Below are 17,297 nucleotides of genomic sequence, written 5' to 3' on the forward strand. Positions count from 1 at the left end.
CCCCAGCCCACGACGACAGGAGCCCGGCACCCAGGTGCCGGGCTCCTTCATGGCCGCCTCATGCCGATCCACGGCCGTCACATACCGATCTACGGCCGCCTCATACCGATCTACGGCCGTCACATACCGACTACGGCCGCCTCATACCGGTCCCGATCGGGTCAGTAGTAGATGTTGCCGTCCCACGCCGACTCGTCGCAGCCCAGGGCCGTGTCCCCCTCGAAGACGCAGGCCTGGACGCGCAGCGCCCAGATGCCGCGGGTGTCCTTGAGCGAGGTCAGCCACGTGCCGACGGTTCCGGCACCTGTGGTCACCGAACGCCAGGAGTAGCTGGTCACCTCACGGTTCGGAGTCAGGGACTGCACTCTGATGCGGACGTGGTGTCCGTCGGCCGCACGGTCGAGCACCTCGAGGTAGATGTTGTCCGCGTAGGTCTTGCTCGCGTAGTGGAAATCTCCACTGCCGCTCACCCCGGCGTTCGAGGCGCCGACCGTCCCGGCGGACGCCGGGCTCGCAGTGAAGGCGAGCGCCCCGAGGACGGCGGCCCCCACGGCGAGGGTACGGCTGAGCTTGTTCTTCATAGGGATCCCCCTGTTTCCAAGATCGGTCACGGTGACCGGAGCGGGATCATATGACGGACATGCCCATGCCAGGTACGCCGGGCCCGGCCCTGGCCGCGTGCTAGGAGGGGTTACCGGTGGAGACGTCGAACACCATCTCCGGCGGGTCCTCCGGGTCGAAGTCCGTTCCTGACTTGGGGGACTGGCTCATGACCGTTCCGTCGCCGAACGTGTTCTCGTCGACCGGCGTCAGCTTGTAGTCCCAGTCGGCGGCCTTCAGGCACGCGACCACCGAGTCCCAGTCCTTGTACGTGAAGTTCGGCATCTGCACCTTGTCGGGGTCGAGGTTCGACTCCCACGGCTCCGTGCACTTGCTCGTCTCGATCGTGCGGCTCTTGTCTCCGGCGCGGTATCCCGGCTCATGGGACGTCGCCGTCGCGTCGCCGCCCCCGCCCTCGTCGTCCTTCGAGCCGTCGCCGTTCAGTGCCAGCGCGGCGATCAGGCCGACCACCGCGACGATGGACACGACGATCGAGCCGATGATGACGGGCCGGTTGTTCCTGCCGCCGCCCGAAGTGCTCTGTGTCTGGGGCGAGATGGAGTACGGCGGCGGCGTCGCGAGGCCGGGCTGCGGGGAGTACGCCGCCGGCGCGGGCGTCTGGAAGCCGGGCTGCTGCTGCGGGTAGCCGTACGCCGGGGAGGGCGCCGACGGCGGCGGCGTGCCGTACGGGTTCGGGGCCGGGGTCGGCTGCTGGTACGGGGTCTGGACGGGGCCACCGGGTGGCGGGGTCTGGCCGACCGGCGGGAACACCGAGGCGCCGACGCCCTGCCCGCTCTGCGTGTGCGCGCCCGGCACGATGCTCGGCGGCGCCGCCTGGAAGGACGCGGCCACGCGCAGGCACTCGTCGCGCATGGCCTCCGCGCTGGGGAAACGCTCGTTCGGGTTCTTCTTCAGCGCGCGGGCGACCAGCGCGTCCACGGCCGGCGGCAGCGCACGGTTGATGGAGGACGGAGCCACCGGCTCCTCCTGCACATGCGCGTACGCGATCGCCAGCGGGGAGTCCGCGTCGAACGGCAGCCGCCCGGTGACGAGTTGGAACAGCATGATGCCGACCGAGTACAGGTCGGAGCGGGCGTCCACGGCCCGGCCGAGCGCCTGCTCCGGCGAGAGGTACTGCGGGGTGCCGACCACCATGCCGGTCTGCGTCATCGACGTCACACCGGACTGCATGGCGCGCGCGATGCCGAAGTCCATGACCTTGACCACGCCACGCTTGTTCAGCATCACGTTGCCCGGCTTGATGTCCCGGTGGACCAGACCCATCTCGTGGCTGATCTCCAGGGCCGCCAGCACATCGGCGGTGATCTTCAGCGCCTTGTCGGCGGGCACGGCGCCCAACTGCCGTACGTCCTCGTCGAAGACCGAGCTGAGCGGACGGCCCTCGATGTACTCCATGACGATGTACGGCGTCGTCATGCCGTCGACGGTGTCCTCGCCCGTGTCGAAGACCGAGACGATATTGGTGTGCGTGAGCTTGGCCACTGCCTGGGCCTCGCGGCGGAAGCGCTCGCGGAACGCCTGCTCGCGGCCGAGCTCGGTGTGCAGGGTCTTGACCGCGACCTGCCGGTCGAGCACGGAGTCGTACGCGAGATGCACCGCGGCCATGCCGCCCTGGCCGAGCAGGTCGCGCAGCTGATACCGGCCGCCGGCCAGCGCCCGCCCCGCGCCTGTGCCCTGTGCGCCGTCCTGGCTCATGTTCTGCGTCCCCCGTGCCTCTTGGGCGCCTGCGACCCCGTGGACCGGGTGGTCCCGAGTGATCCAATGTGCTATTCCCGGCCAAGTCTGCCCCACGGCACTGACAGGTCAAGCGCGGTGCCCGTTCCGTGACCGTACGCGAAGGGAGCGTCGCGGAAGCGTTACAGGGGCCGTACGGTCGGTGCACAGAATTTGCACGAGGAGACGGGGTACCGGTTTCATGGCCGGTCCGCCTTCGTCCGGCCCGGGCCACCGTCTCGGACCGACGGCTTGCGCCGAGGCTGTAGCGTGGCCGACGGAGACCGTAACAACACCGCGCGCACCGCGGGCAGAAACGACGGCGAGGACTGATGGAGCAGCAGCAGCGCGCTCAGGGCCCGTCCGACCCCGAGGCGGCTGGCGGCGGTATGTCAGACGCGCCGGAAATGTGGGGTAATGGCGGACTTGTCGGGGACGGCCGTTACCGGCTGACCCGCAGACTCGGCCGGGGCGGCATGGCCGAGGTGTTCGCGGCCGAGGACGTGCGTCTCGGGCGCACCGTGGCGGTCAAGCTGCTGCGTTCCGACCTCGCCGAGGACCCGGTGTCCAAGGCCCGCTTCACGCGCGAGGCCCAGTCCGTGGCCGGCCTCAACCACCACGCGATCGTCGCCGTGTACGACTCCGGTGAGGATGTCGTGGGCGCGCACAGCGTGCCGTACATCGTGATGGAGATCGTCGAGGGCCGCACGATCCGCGACCTCCTCCTCAACGCCGAGGCACCCGGCCCCGAGCAGGCGCTGATCATCGTCTCCGGTGTCCTGGAGGCCCTCGCCTATTCGCACCAGCACGGCATCGTGCACCGCGACATCAAGCCCGCCAACGTCATCATCACCAACAACGGCGCCGTGAAGGTGATGGACTTCGGCATCGCGCGTGCCCTGCACGGCGCGCAGTCGACGATGACGCAGACCGGCATGGTCATGGGCACCCCGCAGTACCTCTCCCCGGAGCAGGCGCTCGGCAAGGCGGTCGACCACCGCTCCGACCTGTACGCGACCGGCTGCCTCCTGTACGAACTCCTCGCGCTGCGGCCCCCGTTCACCGGCGAGACCCCGCTGTCGGTGGTCTACCAGCACGTCCAGGACATCCCGACCCCGCCGTCCGAGGTCTCCGACGCCACGCCGCCGGAGCTCGACGGCCTGGTCATGCGCTCGCTCGCCAAGGAGCCGGACGACCGGTTCCAGACGGCCGAGGAGATGCGCGGCCTCGTCCAGTACGGCCTGCAGATGCTGTACGACCAGGGCGGCCACACCGGCACCTGGAACACCGGCCCGGTCGCCGTTCACGAGGGTCGGAACACCCCGGCGTCGGGCTTCGCGAACACGACCGTCATGGGGCACCCGGGAGACCCGGCCTCCGGCACGACGCAGATCCCGCAGCCGATCCTGCCCAACAGGTACGGGGGCGGCGACGACGGCGGCTTCGAGGGACACGGAAACAGGGGCGGCGGCGGCCGCGGCAAGCTGTGGATCCTCGCCGTCCTCGCGGTGATCGCCATCGCGGCCGGTGTCGCGCTGGCGCTGAACAACGGCGGCGGTGGCGGTGGTGGCGGGGGCACCAAGGAGACGCCGACCACGTCGCAGACCACCGACGAGGACAAGGCGACCGACGAGGCGACCGAGGAGCCCACGGAGGAGCCGACCGAAGAGGTCACGGACGACGGTTCCGGCACGGGCACCGACCCGGACTACACGGAGACGTCCGAGCCGACGGAGGAGCCCACCGAGGAGCCCACGCAGGAGCCGACGGAGGAGCCGACCACGGCCGAGCCGACGGAGGAGCCGACGGAGGAGCCCACCGAGGAGCCGACGGAGGAGCCCACCGAGGAGCCGACGCTGCCGACCACGCCGCCCGCCACGGGCTGACAGGCCGGCGGCCGACAGCGGATCGGCACTCGACACCCCACGCGCGCGTGGAGCCCGGAAACGGGCTCCACGCGCGCGTGCCGTTTCAGGGCACCCGAAGAAAGGGCAGGCGCCGGGCTCAGCCGGTGAAGGCGTCCCGGACCGCCGCGTACTCCCGCGTCCACCACACCGCCAGTGCCGAGACCGCCGGGAACTGTGCGTCCGCGCGGGTGTCGCCGCGCTCGTAGTGCCAGCGCAGCATCCAGAAGTCGTTCAGCCGCTCCCACCACACGCGGTGCACGGCCGCCGCGAGCTCGTCGGGGGAGGCGCCGGCTATGTGCCGGTACGCGCGCGTGTAGGCGGCCGCCTTCGTGAGGTCGAGGGTTCCGGTGGGCCGTACGAAGAAGATCGCGGCGGCGCGGACGGCCTCCTCCGCGCGGGGCTGCACGCCGAGCCGGTCCCAGTCGACGATCGCGGCCGGCGCGTCGCCCCGGTAGAGCAGGTTGAAGGGGTGGAAGTCGCCGTGCACCCAGCCGACCGCGGCGGCGTGCGGGGGGCGCCGCCAGGCGTGCCGCTCCAGGAGGTCGCGGCGTTCCAGGAGACGGTGGCGGGCGAGCTCGTCGAAGCGGTCGGCGGGGCGGTGGCGGCGGATCCGGGCGAGCAGGTCGTCGATGAGGGCGAAGGTGTGGGCGGGGTCGGCGCTCTCGGCCGGCGTCCGCCCCGCCAGCGGCATCACGCGCTCCAGGCCCGCGTGCACGACGCCCAGCAGCGCCCCCAGCCGCTCGCACTGCCCGCGCGTGAGCTGCCCGCCGTGGCGGTGCCGCCCGTCGATCCAGGGGTGCAGGGCGAACGCCTGGCCGCCGACGACGGCGACCGTGCGTCCCTCGCGGTCGGCCAGCGGCGGGGCCACCGGGACGCCGAGGTCGGCCAGGCGCCGGGTGGCCAGGTGCTGGCGGGCGATGGCGGCCGGGTCGGCGGTGTCGGGATCGTGGTGGTGCTTGAGGAAGAAGCGGCCGCGGGTCGTGCGCAGTCGGTAGCCGCGGTTCAGCAGGCCCTGGTCGACGGGGTCGCAGGCGAGGGCGGAACCGGCGGAGTACTGGCGGAGAAGGGGGCCCAGAGGGGGCGCGTGAGGCACAAGCGGTGGTACACAGGAGCGCGGCACGCGCCGATGCTAGGGCAACGGCGGATCCCGTGAGCTGGGCGTTGTCGCAGTCAGTCGTAGCCAGTCGCCGTCAGTCACTTCTGGTCGCGGGAACGGTCAGCGGCACTCCTCGATTCTTGATCGTTTTTCGGCCAGGGGTGATACCCGGACATTTCCTTCTTCGTCCATGAGGGCGATGTCACACCGGTCCGGTGATCTGCCCCTCGGTGACTCTTCCCGTGACCTGGCTCACCGATATAACGTGCCGTTGTTCCGGCCCCCTGCAAGGCTGTGACCAGGAGTTGTTCCCGACTTTCGCGATTTACTTGGAAATCCAAGCAAAATCGCAGGTCAGGAGGGGTTTCACAGAAATGTGGAGCACTGGGTAACGTGCTTTTTGCAGGGCGCTCGCCGGGGCACCTGTCACGCCTGTTCCCGTACGAGCGCTCCCACCCTGTGCGCCCCGAGGGTTGCAGGTGAGCCGCACTGGCACCCGGCGAACCCGGGTAGCCGGACCGACGGAGGAGCACACGTGACCGTGGAGAGCACTGCCGCGCGAAAGTCGCGACGCAGCGCCGGTACCAAGAGCACGGCCGGCAAGACCACAACCGCAAGGAAAACGACGAGTACGGACCCCGAACTCGTTCAGTTGCTGACGCCCGAGGGCAAGCGCGTCAAGAACGCCGAGTACGACAAGTACGTCGCCGGCATCACCCCCGAAGAGCTCCGCGGCCTCTACCGCGACATGGTCCTCACCCGACGCTTCGACGCCGAGGCCACCTCCCTGCAGCGCCAGGGCGAGCTGGGCCTGTGGGCGTCGCTGCTCGGCCAGGAGGCCGCCCAGATCGGCTCCGGCCGGGCCACCCGCGAGGACGACTACGTCTTCCCGACCTACCGCGAGCACGGCGTCGCATGGTGCCGCGGGGTCGACCCGACCAACCTGCTCGGCATGTTCCGCGGCGTGAACAACGGCGGCTGGGACCCCAACAGCAACAACTTCCAGCTCTACACGATCGTCATCGGCTCCCAGACGCTGCACGCCACCGGCTACGCCATGGGCATCGCCAAGGACGGCGCCGACAGCGCGGTCATCGCCTACTTCGGCGACGGCGCCTCCAGCCAGGGCGACGTGGCCGAGTCCTTCACCTTCTCCGCGGTCTACAACGCGCCCGTGGTGTTCTTCTGCCAGAACAACCAGTGGGCGATCTCCGAGCCGACCGAGAAGCAGACCCGCGTGCCGCTCTACCAGCGCGCCCAGGGCTACGGCTTCCCCGGCGTCCGCGTCGACGGCAACGACGTCCTGGCCTGTCTGGCCGTGACGAAGTGGGCGCTCGAGCGCGCCCGCAGCGGCGAGGGACCGACGCTGGTCGAGGCGTACACCTACCGCATGGGCGCCCACACCACCTCCGACGACCCGACGAAGTACCGTGCCGACGAGGAGCGCGAGGCCTGGGAGGCCAAGGACCCGATCCTGCGCGTTCGCCGGTACCTCGAGGCTTCAAACCACGCGGACGAGGGATTCTTCGCGGAACTGGAGACCGAGAGCGAGGCGTTGGGCAAGCGAGTGCGCGAAGCGGTCCGCGCCATGCCGGACCCGGACCACTTCGCCATCTTCGAGAACGTGTACGCGGACGGGCATGCGCTCGTCGACGAGGAGCGCGCCCAGTTCGCCGCCTACCAGGCGTCGTTCGCGGACGTAGAGGGGGCCTGACATGGCGGAGACCGTGACCAAGAACATGGCCCTGGCCAAGGCGATCAACGAATCGCTGCGCCGCGCCCTGGACTCGGACCCCAAGGTCCTCATCATGGGCGAGGACGTCGGCAAGCTCGGCGGTGTCTTCCGGGTGACGGACGGCCTGCAGAAGGACTTCGGCGAGAGCCGTGTCATCGACACCCCGCTGGCCGAGTCGGGCATCGTCGGCACGGCGATCGGCCTCGCCCTGCGCGGCTACCGCCCCGTGGTGGAGATCCAGTTCGACGGCTTCGTCTTCCCGGCCTACGACCAGATCGTCACCCAGCTCGCCAAGATGCACGCGCGCTCGCTGGGCAAGGTCAAGCTGCCGGTCGTCGTCCGTATCCCCTACGGCGGCGGCATCGGCGCGGTCGAGCACCACTCCGAGTCCCCCGAGGCGCTCTTCGCGCACGTGGCGGGCCTGAAGATCGTCTCGCCGTCCAACGCGTCGGACGCCTACTGGATGATGCAGCAGGCCATCCAGAGCGACGACCCGGTGATCTTCTTCGAGCCCAAGCGGCGCTACTGGGACAAGGGCGAGGTCAACACCGAGGCCATCCCGGGCCCGCTGCACAAGGCGCGGGTCGTCCGCGAGGGCACCGACCTCACCCTGGCCGCGTACGGCCCGATGGTGAAGCTGTGCCGGGAGGTCGCCGACGCGGCCGCCGAGGAGGGCCGCAGCCTGGAGGTCCTGGACCTGCGCTCGGTCTCCCCGCTGGACTTCGACGCCATCCAGGCGTCCGTGGAGAAGACCCGCCGTCTGGTCGTGGTCCACGAGGCTCCCGTGTTCTTCGGTTCGGGCGCGGAGATCGCCGCCCGGATCACGGAGCGCTGCTTCTACCATCTGGAGGCCCCGGTGCTGCGGGTGGGCGGCTATCACGCCCCGTATCCGCCGGCGCGTCTGGAGGAGGAGTACCTGCCGGGCCTGGACCGGGTGCTCGACGCCGTCGACCGTGCCCTGGCGTACTGAGGAGAGGGTCGTGACGACGATGACTGAAGCGTCCGTGCGCGAGTTCAAGATGCCCGACGTGGGCGAGGGACTCACCGAGGCGGAGATCCTCAAGTGGTACGTCCAGCCGGGCGACACGGTCACCGACGGCCAGGTGGTGTGCGAGGTCGAGACGGCCAAGGCGGCCGTCGAACTGCCCATCCCGTACGACGGGGTGGTCCGTGAACTGCACTTCCCCGAGGGCACGACGGTGGACGTCGGTACGGCGATCATCGCCGTGGACGTCGCCGGTGGAGCGGCACCCGTCGCCGAGGCGCCCGCCGCCCAGCCGGAGGCCCCGGCTCCGGCTCCGGCCGCCGAGGAGGAACCCAAGCCGGAGGGCCGCCAGCCGGTGCTGGTCGGCTACGGCGTGGCCCAGACCTCGACCAAGCGCCGCCCGCGCAAGGGCGCGGACGTTCCGCGTCAGGAGCCCGCGGCGCAGGCCCTGCAGTCCGAACTGAACGGCCATGGGCCCGCTGCCGCCGCGGCGGTGGTCCCGCCCCGGCCGCTGGCCAAGCCCCCGGTGCGCAAGCTGGCGAAGGACCTGGGCGTGGACCTGGCCACGGTGACGCCCACCGGCCCGGACGGCATCATCACCCGCGAGGACGTCCACGCGGCGGTGGCGGCCGCGGCCCCGGCCGCCGAACCGGTGCCGCAGGCCGCCCCCGTGGCCCCGGCCGCGGCGCCCGCCGCCGCTCCGGCGACACCGGCCGGCTACGACACGGCGCGCGAGACCCGGATCCCGGTGAAGGGCGTCCGCAAGGCGACGGCGGCGGCGATGGTCGGCTCGGCGTTCACGGCCCCGCATGTCACGGAGTTCGTGACGGTGGACGTGACGCGCACGATGAAGCTGGTCGAGGAGCTCAAGCAGGACAAGGAGTTCGCGGGCCTGCGCGTGAACCCCTTGCTGCTGATCGCCAAGGCCCTGCTGGTCGCGATCAAGCGCAACCCCGATGTCAACGCGTCCTGGGACGAGGCCAACCAGGAGATCGTGCAGAAGCACTACGTCAACCTGGGCATCGCGGCGGCGACCCCCCGCGGCCTCATCGTCCCGAACATCAAGGACGCCCACGCCCGGACGCTTCCGCAGCTGGCCGAGGCACTGGGCGAGCTGGTGGCGACGGCGCGGGAGGGCAGGACCACCCCGGCCGCGATGCAGGGCGGCACGGTCACCATCACCAACGTCGGCGTCTTCGGCGTCGACACCGGCACGCCGATCCTGAACCCCGGCGAGTCCGCGATCCTCGCGGTCGGCGCGATCAAGCTGCAGCCGTGGGTCCACAAGGGCAAGGTCAAGCCCCGTCAGGTCACCACCCTGGCGCTCAGCTTCGACCACCGTCTGGTCGACGGCGAGCTGGGCTCCAAGGTGCTGGCGGACGTCGCGGCGATCCTGGAGCAGCCGAAGCGGCTGATCACCTGGGCGTGAGCCACACGGAAGGGGCAGCCACCGTCGAGTGGCCGCCCCTTCGCATGTGAGGTGACGCGTCAGCTGATGCGGGCGTAGCCGTAGGTGATCAGCTTCTTGACGTCGGCCGTGCGGTTGGCCTCCGAGGAGGAGGTCAGCACCGCGCCCATCACCTGCTCCCCGTTGAGCGTGGCGGCGAAGACCAGGCAGTACTTGGCCTCGGTGCCGGAGCCGGTCTTGATGCCGAGCGTGCCGTTCCAGCCGAGCAGGGCGTTGGTGTTGGTCCAGGGCGCCATGGTCCGGGTGGCCCCGGTCTTGGTGATCGTCTTGGCCGTGTAGGACTTCGTCTTCACGACCGCCTTGAACGTGGTGCTCTTCATCGCGCTGCGGGCGAGCTTCGTCAGGTCGCGCGGCGTCGAGTAGTTCGAACCATTGCTTATGCCGTCGAACGAGTCGAAGTGCGTGTTGGTCATGCCCAGGCTCTTGGCCATGGTGTTCATCTTGCCGATGAAGTTGGCCGTGCGGGCCTTGACCGTCGTACCGGAGCCGAACTTGTCGGCGAGGGTCATCGCGGCGTCACAGCCGGACGGCAGCATCATCCCGTAGAGCAGCTGACGCACGGTGACCTTGTCGCCGACGATCAGCCGGGCCGACGAGGCGCCCTTGGAGACGATGTAGTCGCTGACCTCCTTGCGGATGGTGACCTTGGTGTCCAGGTTCAGGTTCGACTGCGAGAGCACGACCTTGGCGGTCATGATCTTCGTCGTCGACGCGGTCAGCCTCTTCGTGTCCGCGGACTTGGTGAAGAGGGTCGCGCCGGTCGCGCCGTTCATCACGTACCCGCCCTTGGCGGTGATGGTGGGCGCCGTCACGGCCTGCGCGGGAACCGCGGTGAGGGCTCCGGTGGCGAGCACGGCACCGGTCGTCACGGCGACGGCTGCGGCTCTGCGGACACGGAAGCCCTTGGTGGCGATTATCAACTGAAATACCCCGATTGCGTCGAATGCCCCGAATATGCGGCCGAATTGGAGGGGAAAGAAAGTGGGGCCGCACGTGTGTGACACGTAACTAGCACAGAAGGTTGTGCAACAACCGGCGCCAATGTGGCTTCTTTGCCGGAGGATTCCGATGTGGTCCGCATGATGGACGAATCCCGCCATGCGTACGTGTTGTATCTATGCTGTGGGCATGCCTTCCGCCCCGCCCGCACCCCTCAAGCAGCCGCCCGCCGCCGACCGCGTCTACACCCACGTCAAACAGGGCGTCCTGGACCGCCGTTACGAAGGCGGCACGCTGCTCACCGAGGGCGAGCTGGCCGAGGCCGTCGGCGTCTCCCGCACCCCGGTGCGCGAGGCGCTGCTGCGCCTGGAGGTCGAAGGGCTGATCAAGCTCTACCCGAAGAAGGGCGCCCTGGTCCTGCCGGTCTCCGCGCAGGAGATCAAGGACGTCGTGGAGACGCGGATCCTCGTCGAGGAGCACGCGGCGCGCAAGGCCGTCCCCGCGCCGCCCGGACTCATCGAGCGCCTGGAGGAACTGCTCGCCCGGCAGAAGGAACAGGCAGCCGCGGGCGATCTCGCGGCGGCCGCCGTCACCGACCGCTGCTTCCACGCGGAGATCGTCCGCAGCGGCGGCAACGAGATCCTCTCCCGGCTCTACGACCAGCTCCGCGACCGGCAACTGCGTATGGGCGTCGCGGTCATGTACTCCCACCCCGACCGGATCGCCAAGACCCTCGTCGAGCACGAGGAGATCCTTCAGGCGCTGCGCTCGGGCGACACCGAGGCCGCCGTCGGCCTGGTCCACCGGCACATCGACTGGTTCTCGCACCTCGCGCGGGGTGAGGAGCGATGAGGTCCGCCGCACTGCCGGGCGACCCTCCCGGCGGCCGCCGCGCCGTCGCCGTCTGGGGCATAGGCGTCTCGGTCTACTTCGTCGCCGTCATCTTCCGTACGTCGCTGGGGGTCGCCGGCCTCGACGCCGCGGACCGCTTCGACGTGAACGCCTCGGCCCTGTCGACGTTCTCGATCCTCCAGCTGCTCGTGTACGCGGGCATGCAGATACCCGTCGGCCTGCTCGTCGACCGGCTCGGCACCAAGAAGGTGCTGGCCATCGGCACGGTGCTGTTCACCGTGGGCCAACTCGGCTTCGCCTTCTCGCCGTCGTACGGCATGGCCCTCGCCTCCCGCGCGCTGCTGGGCTGCGGCGACGCGATGACGTTCATCAGCGTGCTGCGGCTCGGCACCCGCTGGTTCCCGGCCCGGCGCGGCCCGCTCATCGCCCAGCTCGCGGGCCTCGCGGGCATGGCGGGCAACCTGGTCTCCACCCTGGTGCTGGCGCGGCTGCTGCACGGCGTGGGCTGGACCGCGGCGTTCGCGGGCAGCGCCGGCGCGGGCGCCGTGGTGCTCGTGCTGACCCTGCTGTTCCTGAAGGACCACCCCGAGGGACACGAGCCGGAATCCCTGCCGCACCAGGGATCGGCGTACGTACGACGCCAGATCGCCGCGTCCTGGCGGGAGCCGGGCACCCGCCTTGGCCTGTGGGTGCACTTCACGACGCAGTTCCCGGCGATGGTCTTCCTGCTGCTGTGGGGGATGCCCTTCCTGGTGGAGGCGCAGGGGCTGTCCCGGGCCACGGCCGGCGAACTGCTCACCCTCGTCGTCCTGTCCAACATGGTCGTCGGCCTGGTCTACGGCCAGGTCGTGGCCCGGCACCACGAGGCGCGCCTCCCGCTGGCGCTCGGCACCGTCGCGGCGACGGCGGTGATGTGGGCGACGACGCTGCTCTGGCCCGGCGAGACGGCGCCGATGTGGCTGCTGATCGTGCTGTGCACGGTGCTCGGGGCATGTGGGCCCGCCTCGATGCTCGGCTTCGACTTCGCCCGCCCGGCGAATCCGCCGGAGCGTCAGGGCACGGCGTCCGGCATCACCAACATGGGCGGTTTCGTGGCCTCGATGACGACGCTGTTCGCGATCGGCGTGCTGCTGGACGCGACCGGGGACGACTACACCGTCGCCTTCTCGTTCGTCTTCGTCCTCCAGGCCCTGGGGATCAGCCAGATCCTGCGGCTGCGCAAGCGGGCCGCGCGCCGGGAGCGGGAACGGCTGGTCGCCAGCAGGGTGGAGACGGTGCACGTTCCCGCGTGAGCGGATCGGCCTGCGAGGTCAGAGGGCCGGGACGAGCGTGAGATACGCGAGCCCCAGCACCCCGCGGTAGCTCATCCACTGGCCGCGGTGGCGGTCGAGGCGCTCACGGGTCTCGGCCGCCAGCGGATGCCCGGGGTTCCGCGCCAGCCACACCTCGACGTCCGCCTGGTACGCCGACTCGAACTCCTCCCACTCGTCGAGGTTCGCCGTCTCCGTCCACTCCGGGCGGAACCCGGCGGCGACCACGGCGTCGAGAAGGCCGGCGAGGTCGGGGTGGTCGGTCGCCGCGGCCTGCGGCCACATGCCGGCGAGTTCGGCCGGGGTCGGAGACCGCTGCCAGAAGCCCTCGCCGAGCAGCACACGGCCGTCGTCGCTGACCAGTCGGCGCAGCTCGCGCAGGGCTTCGGCGAGGTGCCCGGGCGGCTCTGCCGTGCCGAGGGCCTGGCTCGATCCGACACACAGGACCAGGTCGGCGGGGCCGCGTGAGGTTCCGGTCGCGGACTCCTCGACGAACTCGGCCCGTTCGGCCAGCCCTCTGGCCTGCGCGGTGCGCCGGCCGCGGGCGAGGTCCTCGGTGTTGAGGTCCAACCCGACGCCGGTGGCCCGCGGCGCGGCGGCGAGGACCCGGAGCATCAACTCGCCCCAGCCGCAGCCGATGTCGAGGACGGTACGGGGATCCGTGCGCGTCAGCCGCCGCACCAGACCCTGCGCCCGTGCCTCGGACAGCGGGCCGTGGAAGGTCAGTCGGGTCAGACGCGGTGGCCCGGCGGGGGTGGACGTGGACGCGGGCGTGGTGGGTGTCTCGGTGTCGGTCACGCCGGGACGTTAGCCGCGGCCGGGCCGGGGGCGACACCGGTTTTCGTGCCCGCCGCCCCTGCCCGTCCCACGTGGCGGTGCCCTACTGCGTGACCGTGAAGTTCCGCAGGATCGCCGCCGTCAGATGTGGGTCGCCCTCCGTCTTCAACCGGTCCGCCACCGACTCCGGCGTGATACGGCCGCAGGCGAGGCGGACGTAGGTCTCCCAGTCGAGCGTGAGGGTGGCGGCGGGGCCGAGCGCGGGGGCCGTTTCGAGGGCGCCGCGGCCCTGGATGTCGATGCGGATCGTGCGCAGGAACTCGATCGGGCCGTGCACATCGAGGACGATCGCCGAGCTGCGCGGGGCGTCGGCCTTGGTGGCGACGATGTCGGGCAGCTTGGCCAGCAGGACGTCACGGGCCACGTGCGCGCCGGGGGAGTCGAGATTGCCGGGCCGGCCGAGCGCGGCACGCAGGTCCTGCTCGTGCACCCATACGTCGAAGGCGTGGCCGCGCATCGACTCCTCCAGGGTGAGCTCCGCGCCGAGCGGACCGCGCACCTTGGTGCCGGGGTCACGGGACTCGTTCCGCAGCTGCCGGTTGCGGCGGATGATCGTGTACTCGAGCTCGGAGGTCATCTCCGGCGCCGTGTGGTGACGGCGGACGTCGACCTGCATCTCCATGTACCGCTGCTGGTCGTTGGTGACGTGGAAGAGGTCGCGCGGGAGCGTGTGGATGGGGCGCGGGTCGCCGAGCATCTCGCAGTCCAGGCCGATGACATGCGAGACCACATCGCGCACCGACCAGCCGGGGCAGGGCGTTCGCCGGTTCCACTCGCCCTCGACAAGCGGCGTCACCAGCTCGGATATCGCTTCGATGGAGTGGGTCCAGGCGTCGGCGTAGGGCTGGAGGGTGGGATGCAGACTCACGGAACGGGACCCCTCGGCGGTTGGTACGTCGGTACGCGGGCAGGTTGTGGCGGCGGTGCCAGTGGGAGGTGGCGGCTGTCGGCGGGTGGGTGTCTTGGAACGCTAAGTTACGCTGCTGTGAGGCACCCCGGCAGTGCTTTCGTGTGACGATCGTAGGCCCGTATGGACGGCTCGAATGCCAGGACGGTGGTAGTGTGCGCGCCTCTCTGCTCCAGATCGACGTCAACGAGGGCGAATCAGTCGAATCCCGCCGGCGCCGCGTAGCCGCACTCGTGCGGGAACAGGCCGGGGCCGATCTGGTCGTGCTGCCGGAGCTGTGGACCACCGGGGCGTTCGCCTACGACGGGTTCGCCGACGAGGCCGAGCCGCTGGAAGGCCCGACGTACGAGGCGATGGCGAAGGCGGCGAGCGACGCGGGCGTATGGCTGCACGCGGGCTCGATCCCCGAGCGAGACCCTGAAGGACCGCTCTACAACACCTCTCTCGTCTTCTCCCCCTCCGGTGAGCCGGTCGCCGCCTACCGGAAGATCCACCGGTTCGGCTTCGACAAGGGCGAGGCGGTGCTGATGGCCGCGGGCGAGGACCTCGTGACGGTCCGGCTGCCCGAGACCACGCTGGGCGTGGCCACCTGCTACGACCTCCGTTTCCCCGAACTCTTCCGCGGTCTCGTCGACGCCGGCGCCGAGACCCTGGTCGTCCCGGCGGGCTGGCCGGAGCGCCGCCGGGCGCACTGGACGCTGCTGGCTCAGGCGCGGGCGGTGGAGAACCAGGCGTTCGTGCTCGCCTGTGGAACGGCCGGGACGCACGCCGGGGTTCCGCAGGCCGGTCACTCGATCGTGGTCGATCCGTGGGGCGAGGTGCTGGCGCAGGCCGGTGCGGGGGAGCAGGTCCTGACGGTGGAGTTCGACCCGGGGAAGGTCGCGGTGACACGGGATCAGTTCCCGGCGCTCAAGGACCGCATGCTGGGACTGGCGGCGCCGCGCCGCTGACCCGGACCGCGTCGGCACCGCACGCGCGGGCCGGCCTCAGTCGTCCTTCCGCTCCTTCTCCGCCAGGTGGATCACACACACCGCGACCGCGATCAGCAGCGCCGGATCGGCGTCGTCCCGGACGACGTCCACGCCGTAGGTGTCACGGATGTGCAGGTAGCGCCGGGAGATCACGGCCAGCAGCTCCCCGTCGTACTCGACGGCGAACTCGCGGTCCAGGATCCTGCCGCTGACGTCGAGTTCGGTGCTGCCGTCGGCAAGGGCCACCCGGTAGTGGTTGCGCAGCAGCGACATCCGTTTCCGGCGGATCGTGGCCAGGGGCGCCCCGCCGCGCTCGATCACCATCGTGTCGCGCAGGGCGAACATCTTCTGGTGGATGTCGATGACGACGTTTCCCTGTGTGTCCTTCAGCTCGAAGGTGTCCCGCAGCCGCATCGCCTTGCCGTCGACGAGGAACACCTTGTTGCCCCGGTCGTCCTCGATCCAGTAGTCGTCACCGAAGCCGAGGAGCCGGTCGCGTACGAGGAATCTCATGACACCAGGGGTTCCCCGCCGCCCGGCCCGAAACGCCGTCTGTAGGCCGACGGGCTGAGCCCGGTCTCGCGCCGCACGAGCACGCGCAGGTTGGCCGCGGTGCCCAGTCCGCTGCGGGCGGCCACCACGTCCAGCCGCTCCTCGCCCCGCTCGATCAGCCGGCACGCCAGCGTCACCCGCTCCCCCGTCAGCCACGCCAGCGGTGTCGTCCCGAGCTGCGAGCGGAAGCGCCGGTGCAGGGTGGCCGGCGACACCGCCGCCCGCGCGGCCAGGTCCGCCACGGTCAGCGGCTCCCCCAGCCGTGCCTGCGCCCACGCCAGCAGCGGGGCCAGCGACTCGTCGGGCACATCCGGCAGCGGCCGCTCCACGAACTGCTTCTGGCCGCCGTCCCGGTGCGCGGCGAACACCAGCCTGCGGGAGACCGCGTTGGCGACCTCGGCGCCATGGTCCCGCCGTACGACATGCAGGCACAGGTCGAGCGCGGCGGCGCTGCCCGCCGCGGTCAGGATGTCGCCGTCGTCGACGAACAGCACGTCCGGTTCCAGCAGGACCCCCGGATGCAGCGCCCGGAAGATGTCGGCCCAACGCCAGTGCGTGGTGGCCCGGCGTCCCTCCAGCAGCCCCGCCTCGGCGAGCGCGAAGCTTCCCGTGCACAGGCTCATCACGCGCGCCCCACGCGCGTGCGTGCGGCGGATCGCGTCCAGCACGGCGGCCCCGCGCGGGACGACGTTGTCCGGCCGGCCGGGCACGACGAGGGTGTCCGCGCCGTCGACCGCGTCCAGCGCGGCCAGGCCGGTCATCGTGAAGAAGCCGTGGTTCATCCGCACCTCGCGCGTGGGCGCGCACAGCGTCACGTCGTACAGTGCCCCGGCGAGCCCCAGCTCGGGCCGGGGCAGCCCGAACAACTCGGTGGCGACCCCGACCTCGAACGGGTTGGTGCCCTCGTCGACGATCACGGCCACCCGATGCCTCGCCGGCGCCTGAGAGGATCCTTGCGCCATATGCGATTCCTAGCACTCGCGGGCCGCCGGGACCACCCCGCACGATGAGCGCATGGAACCCATCTCGCTCGACGCGGCCCTCGCCTCCTTCACCGAGACCTGGAGCCCGCGCATCGTCACGACCGTCAACGACTACGACGTCCGCGTGGCCAAGGTCGACGGCGAACACCTCTGGCACGTCCACGACCACACCGACGAGTTCTTCCTGGTCCTCGACGGCGAACTGCACATCTCCCTGCGCGAACCGGCGGGTGAGCGCACGGTCGTCCTCCCGAAGGGCTCGGTCTTCACGGTCCCCCGAGGCACCGAACACAAGCCGTACGCCCCTGCCCCCGCCGCCATCCTGCTCCTCGAACCCACCGGCACCCTGACCGTCGGCGACCACCACGACGAGATCCCGGACCATGTGGACGCCACGACGGGGCATGCGCTGGCCTGACCC

16 protein-coding genes are annotated in these 17,297 nt (G+C 70.7%); 8 read left to right on the forward strand and 8 right to left on the reverse strand.

The features are described from left to right. Window positions 1–161: 161 nt before the first annotated feature. Together ACFPQ9_RS35675 and ACFPQ9_RS35680 are read right to left on the reverse strand one after the other, a co-directional pair. On the reverse strand, window positions 162–581 hold the full coding sequence (locus ACFPQ9_RS35675) for a hypothetical protein (RefSeq protein ID WP_380862728.1): 420 nt from the start codon (window positions 579–581) through the stop codon (window positions 162–164). Window positions 582–681: 100 nt separating this feature from the next. After that, a complete protein-coding gene (locus ACFPQ9_RS35680) occupies window positions 682–2,316 on the reverse strand; it encodes a protein kinase domain-containing protein (protein WP_380862730.1) in 1,635 nt (544 codons plus the stop codon). 350 nt (window positions 2,317–2,666) lie between these two features. On the opposite strand from ACFPQ9_RS35680, the gene ACFPQ9_RS35685 reads away from it, so the two are divergent. Further along, the gene (locus ACFPQ9_RS35685) at window positions 2,667–4,220 is read left to right on the forward strand and encodes a protein kinase domain-containing protein (RefSeq protein WP_380862732.1); all 1,554 of its coding nucleotides are present in this window, start codon (window positions 2,667–2,669) and stop codon (window positions 4,218–4,220) included. Between the two features lie 118 nt (window positions 4,221–4,338). Here ACFPQ9_RS35685 and ACFPQ9_RS35690 read toward each other — a convergent pair whose 3' ends face one another. Further along, window positions 4,339–5,334: a phosphotransferase gene (locus ACFPQ9_RS35690; RefSeq protein WP_380862735.1), complete on the reverse strand. Its 996-nt coding sequence runs from the start codon at window positions 5,332–5,334 to the stop codon at window positions 4,339–4,341. Window positions 5,335–5,872: 538 nt separating this feature from the next. Here ACFPQ9_RS35690 and pdhA point away from each other — a divergent pair. From pdhA to ACFPQ9_RS35705, 3 genes are read left to right on the forward strand one after another with little or no spacing between them, the layout of a single operon-like run. Next, window positions 5,873–7,051: a pyruvate dehydrogenase (acetyl-transferring) E1 component subunit alpha gene (gene pdhA, locus ACFPQ9_RS35695; RefSeq protein WP_380862737.1), complete on the forward strand. Its 1,179-nt coding sequence runs from the start codon at window positions 5,873–5,875 to the stop codon at window positions 7,049–7,051. Between the two features lies 1 nt (window position 7,052). After that, window positions 7,053–8,042 (forward strand): alpha-ketoacid dehydrogenase subunit beta, encoded by a 990-nt coding sequence (locus ACFPQ9_RS35700; protein ID WP_380862739.1) that lies wholly within the window; start codon window positions 7,053–7,055, stop codon window positions 8,040–8,042. A 10-nt stretch (window positions 8,043–8,052) separates the two neighbouring features. Beyond that, window positions 8,053–9,486, forward strand: coding sequence for a dihydrolipoamide acetyltransferase family protein (locus tag ACFPQ9_RS35705; RefSeq protein WP_380862741.1), 1,434 nt, complete (start codon window positions 8,053–8,055; stop codon window positions 9,484–9,486). A 59-nt stretch (window positions 9,487–9,545) separates the two neighbouring features. On the opposite strand, the gene ACFPQ9_RS35710 is transcribed toward ACFPQ9_RS35705, so the two are convergent. Continuing rightward, the gene (locus tag ACFPQ9_RS35710; protein WP_380862743.1) at window positions 9,546–10,445 is read right to left on the reverse strand and encodes a D-alanyl-D-alanine carboxypeptidase family protein; all 900 of its coding nucleotides are present in this window, start codon (window positions 10,443–10,445) and stop codon (window positions 9,546–9,548) included. 208 nt (window positions 10,446–10,653) lie between these two features. Between ACFPQ9_RS35710 and ACFPQ9_RS35715 the strand changes: the two genes are divergently transcribed. Continuing rightward, on the forward strand, window positions 10,654–11,316 hold the full coding sequence (locus tag ACFPQ9_RS35715; RefSeq protein ID WP_030953275.1) for a GntR family transcriptional regulator: 663 nt from the start codon (window positions 10,654–10,656) through the stop codon (window positions 11,314–11,316). After that, window positions 11,313–12,608 (forward strand): MFS transporter, encoded by a 1,296-nt coding sequence (locus ACFPQ9_RS35720; RefSeq protein ID WP_380862746.1) that lies wholly within the window; start codon window positions 11,313–11,315, stop codon window positions 12,606–12,608. Before ACFPQ9_RS35715 ends, ACFPQ9_RS35720 begins: the two co-directional genes overlap by 4 nt. Before the next feature lie 18 nt (window positions 12,609–12,626). Here the strand turns inward: ACFPQ9_RS35720 and ACFPQ9_RS35725 are convergent, their stop codons facing one another. Beyond that, window positions 12,627–13,424, reverse strand: coding sequence for an SAM-dependent methyltransferase (locus tag ACFPQ9_RS35725; RefSeq protein WP_380862748.1), 798 nt, complete (start codon window positions 13,422–13,424; stop codon window positions 12,627–12,629). 82 nt (window positions 13,425–13,506) lie between these two features. Then, window positions 13,507–14,331: a maleylpyruvate isomerase family mycothiol-dependent enzyme gene (locus tag ACFPQ9_RS35730; RefSeq protein ID WP_380862750.1), complete on the reverse strand. Its 825-nt coding sequence runs from the start codon at window positions 14,329–14,331 to the stop codon at window positions 13,507–13,509. Window positions 14,332–14,525: 194 nt separating this feature from the next. On the opposite strand from ACFPQ9_RS35730, the gene ACFPQ9_RS35735 reads away from it, so the two are divergent. Further along, the gene (locus tag ACFPQ9_RS35735; protein ID WP_380862752.1) at window positions 14,526–15,320 is read left to right on the forward strand and encodes a carbon-nitrogen family hydrolase; all 795 of its coding nucleotides are present in this window, start codon (window positions 14,526–14,528) and stop codon (window positions 15,318–15,320) included. Between the two features lie 36 nt (window positions 15,321–15,356). On the opposite strand, the gene ACFPQ9_RS35740 is transcribed toward ACFPQ9_RS35735, so the two are convergent. Both ACFPQ9_RS35740 and ACFPQ9_RS35745 read right to left on the reverse strand, forming a co-directional pair. Continuing rightward, a complete protein-coding gene (locus tag ACFPQ9_RS35740) occupies window positions 15,357–15,854 on the reverse strand; it encodes an LURP-one-related/scramblase family protein (RefSeq protein WP_380862754.1) in 498 nt (165 codons plus the stop codon). After that, window positions 15,851–16,855, reverse strand: a complete 1,005-nt coding sequence (locus ACFPQ9_RS35745; protein ID WP_380862756.1) for a helix-turn-helix domain-containing protein — start codon at window positions 16,853–16,855, stop codon at window positions 15,851–15,853. The genes ACFPQ9_RS35740 and ACFPQ9_RS35745 overlap by 4 nt, the downstream gene beginning before the upstream one ends. A gap of 52 nt (window positions 16,856–16,907) precedes the next feature. On the opposite strand from ACFPQ9_RS35745, the gene ACFPQ9_RS35750 reads away from it, so the two are divergent. Next, window positions 16,908–17,294, forward strand: coding sequence for a cupin domain-containing protein (locus ACFPQ9_RS35750; protein WP_380862758.1), 387 nt, complete (start codon window positions 16,908–16,910; stop codon window positions 17,292–17,294). Window positions 17,295–17,297 lie beyond the last annotated feature (3 nt).

It is taken from the genome of Streptomyces coerulescens (genome assembly GCF_042657965.1).
Classification (GTDB): Bacteria; Actinomycetota; Actinomycetes; order Streptomycetales; family Streptomycetaceae; genus Streptomyces; species Streptomyces coerulescens.

What these genes read in the sequence shown, in the direction of transcription:
- ACFPQ9_RS35675 (WP_380862728.1), bottom strand. Translation starts at nt 581, where the DNA reads ATGAAGAACAAGCTCAGCCGTACCCTCGCCGTGGGGGCCGCCGTCCTC.
- ACFPQ9_RS35680 (WP_380862730.1), bottom strand. Translation starts at nt 2,316, where the DNA reads ATGAGCCAGGACGGCGCACAGGGCACAGGCGCGGGGCGGGCGCTGGCC.
- ACFPQ9_RS35685 (WP_380862732.1), top strand. Translation starts at nt 2,667, where the DNA reads ATGGAGCAGCAGCAGCGCGCTCAGGGCCCGTCCGACCCCGAGGCGGCT.
- ACFPQ9_RS35700 (WP_380862739.1), top strand. Translation starts at nt 7,053, where the DNA reads ATGGCGGAGACCGTGACCAAGAACATGGCCCTGGCCAAGGCGATCAAC.
- ACFPQ9_RS35715 (WP_030953275.1), top strand. Translation starts at nt 10,654, where the DNA reads ATGCCTTCCGCCCCGCCCGCACCCCTCAAGCAGCCGCCCGCCGCCGAC.
- ACFPQ9_RS35720 (WP_380862746.1), top strand. Translation starts at nt 11,313, where the DNA reads ATGAGGTCCGCCGCACTGCCGGGCGACCCTCCCGGCGGCCGCCGCGCC.
- ACFPQ9_RS35740 (WP_380862754.1), bottom strand. Translation starts at nt 15,854, where the DNA reads ATGAGATTCCTCGTACGCGACCGGCTCCTCGGCTTCGGTGACGACTAC.
- ACFPQ9_RS35745 (WP_380862756.1), bottom strand. Translation starts at nt 16,855, where the DNA reads ATGGCGCAAGGATCCTCTCAGGCGCCGGCGAGGCATCGGGTGGCCGTG.
- ACFPQ9_RS35750 (WP_380862758.1), top strand. Translation starts at nt 16,908, where the DNA reads ATGGAACCCATCTCGCTCGACGCGGCCCTCGCCTCCTTCACCGAGACC.